This is a genomic window from Mycobacteriales bacterium, assembly GCA_036497565.1.
GTDB lineage: Bacteria > Actinomycetota > Actinomycetes > Mycobacteriales > QHCD01 > DASXJE01.
The window spans coordinates 1-5,478 of the sequence record DASXJE010000030.1 but is presented as its reverse complement, the minus strand read 5'-3'; the positions used below and the strand labels follow the sequence as shown (position 1 = coordinate 5,478).

Sequence of the window (5,478 nt, the reverse complement as noted above, 5' to 3'; positions counted from 1 at the left end):
CACCGGTTCGCAGCCCTCACCACAGCGCACGTCGCCGACGCCTGCATACGCGCCCGAGTCCCAGTGCGTTGTGCTTCTGCGCTCGTGCGTGCTGTGGTGCCTGACAGCCGCGTGGCCGGGCGTGTCTGTCCCGTGAAGCATGCCGGCAGCGTCGATGCCTTCCTGGAGGCATTCGAAATCGCAGCACCGGGTGACGTGCTGGTCGTCGACAACGGCGGGCGGCTGGATGAAGCGTGCGTCGGTGACCTGGTGGCTCTGGAGGCTCAGGCAGCCGGTGTGGAAGGGATGGTGATCTGGGGGCTGCATCGCGACACCGCCGACATGCGAGCGATCGGACTGCCGGTCTTCAGCCTGGGAGCGATCCCCACCGGCCCCCTCCGGCTCGACGCCCGTGCGCATGACGCCCTGGAGTCCGCCGTCGTCGGAGACTGGGCCGTGAGCCGCGCGGATCTGGTTCTCGGCGACGATGATGGCGTGCTCTTCCTACCCGGCCTGCAGGCCGAGGAGATCTTCACGCTGGCCGAGACGATCCGCGATACCGAGCGGCGCCAGGCCGAACGGATCCGGGCAGGTGCCTCACTACGCAGCCAGGTACAGTTCCGCGCCTACCTTGCCAAACGCGAGAACACGCCCTCCCTGACTTTCCGCGAGCATCTGCGCACGGTGGGCGGGGCCATAGAGGAATAACCTGTTCTTCAGCCGTTCATGGCACTCCCTGCTGTGGCGCGGGGTGGAGAAGGCCCGGCACGGCGTCAACCCACTGGCGATGGCCGGGGTCGCTGGTCATTCGACGACCGCGCCTCCTAGCCGTAGCCCGCAACTATGTGCCGTACAGCCATCCGCGGGTGGTCTCCGCCGCGATGAGCCAGGCCGCAGCGGCGGCCGCGAACCCCGGCCCGGATGCGCGGCGGATCGGGGCTGTCTCGACCGGATCCATTCGGCGTCGATGCTCGGCTTCGCGATGTGTGACCGAACCCGTCGTCGTGCCGGGCTCGTGACGTCGTCGTCGCTGCGACGTTCTCCGAGGCGGCCTCCTGTTCGGGCATCGACGATCCGGCCGGCAAACCACCCAACGTCGCGACATGGTCCTTCGCATGTGCGTAGATTTCTGCACACCGGCACGAAACGCACCGCGCGGTCAGAAGTCCTTCCCTTGGCGGGGGATTCACGCCATGATCCTGAGTAGTCGGGAGGGGGGTCGCGATGCGGAACGCGTTGCGGGGAGCACGACGGTGACACAGTCTGCGGGCCGCCCGCCGCGCGCGGATCTTCGTTTTGACGAAACGCTTGCACAGGCGCAATGGACGAGTAAAGACGTCATTGGTCTTTGTCTGGACTCCCGGCGTTCTCGTGGTCTGCAGTTCGATCGTTGGTCGAGCTGATGACGGCACCGGAAGAGCCGCCCGGGCAGCAGGCACCGGCGGCCGCGGGCACGTCCCGGCTGCTGGGTGCTGTTGGCGGCGCCGTACAGCAGGTCCCCAGCGCACCGATCCTCATCGTCCTCCCGCCGGATGGCGGCGGGGTCTTGGGGCAGGGTCCACCGGATGGCGGCGGGGTGGTCGGGCAGGGGCCGCCGGACGGTGGTGGGGTAGCACAGCCGGCGCCGACTGAACCTGCGGCGCCCACGCCGGTCGTGCCGCTCGCTGCCGGCGAGGCGGCGGGGCAGGTTGTGCTCGACGCCGCCCGGCTGACCGAGCTGTTTCAGGTGGCGCTCGCGGCGGTGGTTCCCGCGATCGACGGGACACCGCCCACCGAGGTCGTCTGGTATGACGCTGACAGCGAGGTGTTGGTGCATCTGGACCGGACCCGCGTGGTCGTGCAGCCGGGTTTGGTGCTCGTTGCGATGACTTTGGAGTCGACCCAGACGGGGTCTGGGGAGCTGCTCGTGCCGTTCGCCGTGGGCGCGCCGGGCACGCCCGCCGGGATGGTCGCGGTGACCGAGCCCCGACCGAGAGGTCCCGCGGCCTTGGCCGACCGGTGGGGCGATGCGGTGACCGCAGCGGCGTACCGGGCGCTGCTCGACGTCAGCCACGCCGTGTCGCTGCTCACCGGTGTCGACGAGGCCGGCGCCCGGCTGATCCCGGGCGCGCTGCTGGTCGACGCGGCGACGGTGCAGGTGGTGCCGCAGGCCCGGCACGCCTCAGACCAGGTGCCGGGGCGGTGATGCGGTGACGGTCGACCACGACGCGTTCGAGGATGTCGCCGATCTCGCGACCGCATTGGGGTTCCTCGACGCCACCGGACAGGTGGACACGGGCTGGTTCTCCGATCCGTCCACCCGGATGGGCGGCGTGCTGCGCGATCCGCGGCAGCGGGCCGCGCTGGTCCGCTTCGTGCAGGACCTCATGGCCGACGCCGGACCGTCGACCGCGGGTCTGCCCGGTGGGAGTTGGCTGCCGCTGTTGCAACTCACCGAAGCCGCCCACCTGTCGTTGGTGTTGGGGACGAGCACCGAGGGCGTCGTCGTCTCGGTGGGATTGCAGATCTCCGCCGCGACTCCCGGCTCGACGCATGCCGCGGCGACACTGCTGCTCCCGCTGCTGCGGGTGCCGACCGCGTCCGGCGGGCCGGTGCACTTCCTTCCCGGGTCGACCGATGCTGCCGACCACGACGACGCGACCGCGCTGATCACCGGCACGGTGACCGTCGGCGATCCGGCGTTGCGCGACGTCAGCCTCACCGCGAAGGTGCCGATGACCGCCGGCGGCGTTCCTTCGCTGGGCGTCTCCCTGCACGGCCTGACGCTGCCGGGTACGACGGCCCCGGTCGACTTGGCGCTGGACACCGGCGGCAGCCTCGGCGGCCAGTTGTCCCACCTGCTCACCACGTTGGTGCAGGCTGAAGCCGCCGGGGCGAGCGGTGCGGTGCGCGAACTGCTGGGCCTGGCTGGACTGCTCCCGGGCGACGGTGCGGTTCCGCCGCTGCCGGTGGGCGATCTGCTTGTCGGTGGCTTGCCCGCTCTCGTCGACTGGCTGAAGGCGCTAGCGCACAACCCGCAGGCGATCCACGACTGGCTGGCCCACGTCGCCACGCTGGTCGGTGGCACGGTGTCGGCGACGGCGCCGTACGCCGTCTCGCTCGCGGTCGGCCGCGCGCAGCTCGCGGTGACTCTCGATGTCGGTTCCGATGACACCGGCGGCTTCGTGCTTTCCCCGGGCATCGCCGTGTCGGTTGCGACGGCGGGCTCCCCGCCGCTGTCGATCGGTGTTGACGTCGTGTTGCTGAGGGCGGAGCTGGGTCATACCCCGTCGGTCCGGGCCTTGCCGCATCTCGAGCTGTCGGCCCGCTACGGCGCGGATACCGGCTCGCTCGTCACGATCAGCGGCCCGCCGTATGTGCAGGTCGGTGCGCTGCGGGCCGGGCTCGCCCTCGACGGCGACCGCCGGCCGGTGCTCGTGCTGGCCGCCGAGCGGGTCGACGTCGGGACCGACCAGCCGACCGCGCATCATCACGTCGTCCTGGACCTGACCTCACCGGACGCCCTCGCCGAGGTCGGCGAGGAGGCGGTGGCCGGAATTCTCGGTGGCCTCGGCCCGGCCGGTACCGCCGTGAACGTGCTGCTCGGCTTCGACCCGCCGCCCTCGCACGCCACCGACCCGGCCTGGCCGACGGTGTCGCTGCCGGCTCTGGTGACCGACCCGATCGGCGCGGTCGCGGCCTACCACCGCGACGTGCTCGCGCTCGGCGGCACCGGTTACGCCGACCTGCTCGCGGTTATTCCGGCGATCGCCGGCCGGACGGCGACGATCGACGGTGCGGGCACGGACGACGCGCCGTGGTCGGTGCCGCTGGTAGGCGGCGTGGCGATCGCGGTGTCGGCGAACGCCGGCGTGCTGCACGTGGCTCTGCGGTGGGCGCCGACTCTGCCGGCGTTGGGGTCCGGCGGTCCGGTCCCCGGCTTCGCCGTGTCGGTCGGGCTGCTCGGCCTGGCGTTGCCGCCGGCCGGCGCGACCGGCACCCCGCTGCCGGTATCGGTCACGGCGCTGCCCGGTGTCGGTGTCGAGGTGTCGCTGCGTGGACCGGGCGGCGCCCCCTTCGCCGCGGGCGACGCGGGGCTCGTTCTCGCCGTACCTGCGGCGATTGCGGCACTCACCTGGGCGCCCGCCGACGGACTGCGCATCGACGTCGGCCTGCCGGCGGCGACCATCACCGTCGACGGGACGACGTCCGCGCTGCCGGTGCCGGCGCTCGTCGGCGGTCGGCTGGCGCTGCCCACCGACGTGCCGTGGCCGCTACTGGAGGCACTGCTGGCGCACGCCCTGCGCGCGGCGCGTCCCGCCTGGGTGCAGGGGCTGCCCGATCTGCTGCACCTGGGCGGCCCCGGCGGCGGCCTCGCCGCGCACCTGCCCGGCGGGCTGGCCGCATTCGCCACCGACCCGATCGGCGCGGTGAAGACGATCCTGGCGTCGGTCGTGACCGGAGCCGACGGGGCTGCGGCGTTGCGTGCGCTCGCCACCCGGCTCGGCGAGCTCGCCGGTTCGCCCGGTGCGGTGACGGTCGGGGGCCAGGGTCGCCCGGACGACCCGTTCGTTGTCGAGGTCGACACCGGTGCCGGCACGGCACCGGTCGCCGGGGCCGTGGAGGCGGCGGTGTGGCTCGACCCGGCCGGACCGCCGGTTGACGTGGCGGCGGTCACCGCTGTCGTGCAGCCGGCGGCGCTGACGGCATGGCTGGATGGCACGGCCGGTGCCACGCCGCTGGACATGGCGAGCGTCGCGGGTCTGTTGAGTACGGCCGCGGCGACGGCCGGCGGGCCGCTCGCCGGCCTGCTGTCCGGCCGGGACGCGATCGGAGCGGGATTGTCAGCGCTCGCGGCCCGGTTGAGCGGCGGCGACGGGCTGCTGCCCGCGGCCCTTCCTGACCTGCCGGCAGCCACCGCCTCGACTTTGGCCGGGGTCTCCCACGCCCAACTGTCGGCGCGGACCGATCTCGCCGCTTTGCTCGGCGGGGCGCTGGATTCGTCGGTGACCGTCTATGTGACGGGTCCATTCACCCCGCCGTGGCCCGGGATGGACGGGCACACCGTCGATCTGACCGCCCCCGGGCTCGCGGCGACGGCGTTCGATGTCACCGGACCGGCGACGACGGACGGCCCGTGGCACGTCCGTTTGCCGGGCCGGGCGGCGTGCGGCGGGGCCGATGCGGATGCGCAGCTCGCCGCCCAGGCGGCCCGGCTCGCGCGGGTGGTTGACGCGGTCGGGGGACGGCACCCGGGCGCGGTCGTGCTGGTCGCGCATGGCGCGGTCGGTCAGGCGGCCCGGCTCGTCGCGGGCGCGGACGCTGCGGTGGAGAAGCTGGTGCTGCTCGGCGTACCGGGTCAGCCGGTGGACGTCGACCTGCTCGACGTCGGCCCGGGCGCGGACGCCTTCCAGTTGCTGCGGCGGTTGCTGCCGGCGGCCGACCCGGGCCGCCCGGACAGCGCCGACGTCGCCGCGGGCCGGGACTTGCTCGACACCCTCGGACAGGTCTATGCCAGCG

The 5,478-nt window shown here is 73.0% G+C and carries 3 protein-coding genes; all 3 read left to right on the top strand.

Annotated elements, in window-relative coordinates; all coding sequences use genetic code 11:
- On the top strand, positions 1-687 hold a 687-nt coding region (locus tag VGH85_03065; GenBank protein HEY2172771.1), incomplete at its 5' end, for an RraA family protein.
- A gap of 694 nt (positions 688-1,381) precedes the next feature.
- Positions 1,382-2,164, top strand: a complete 783-nt coding sequence (locus VGH85_03060) for a hypothetical protein (protein ID HEY2172770.1) — start codon at positions 1,382-1,384, stop codon at positions 2,162-2,164.
- Positions 2,165-2,168: 4 nt separating this feature from the next.
- The coding region (locus VGH85_03055) for a hypothetical protein (protein HEY2172769.1) at positions 2,169-5,478 on the top strand (3,310 nt) is incomplete at its 3' end.

Bases quoted from the DNA above. Each gene is read 5' to 3' on its own strand.
- VGH85_03060 (HEY2172770.1), top strand. From the start codon at position 1,382: ATGACGGCACCGGAAGAGCCGCCCGGGCAGCAGGCACCGGCGGCCGCG.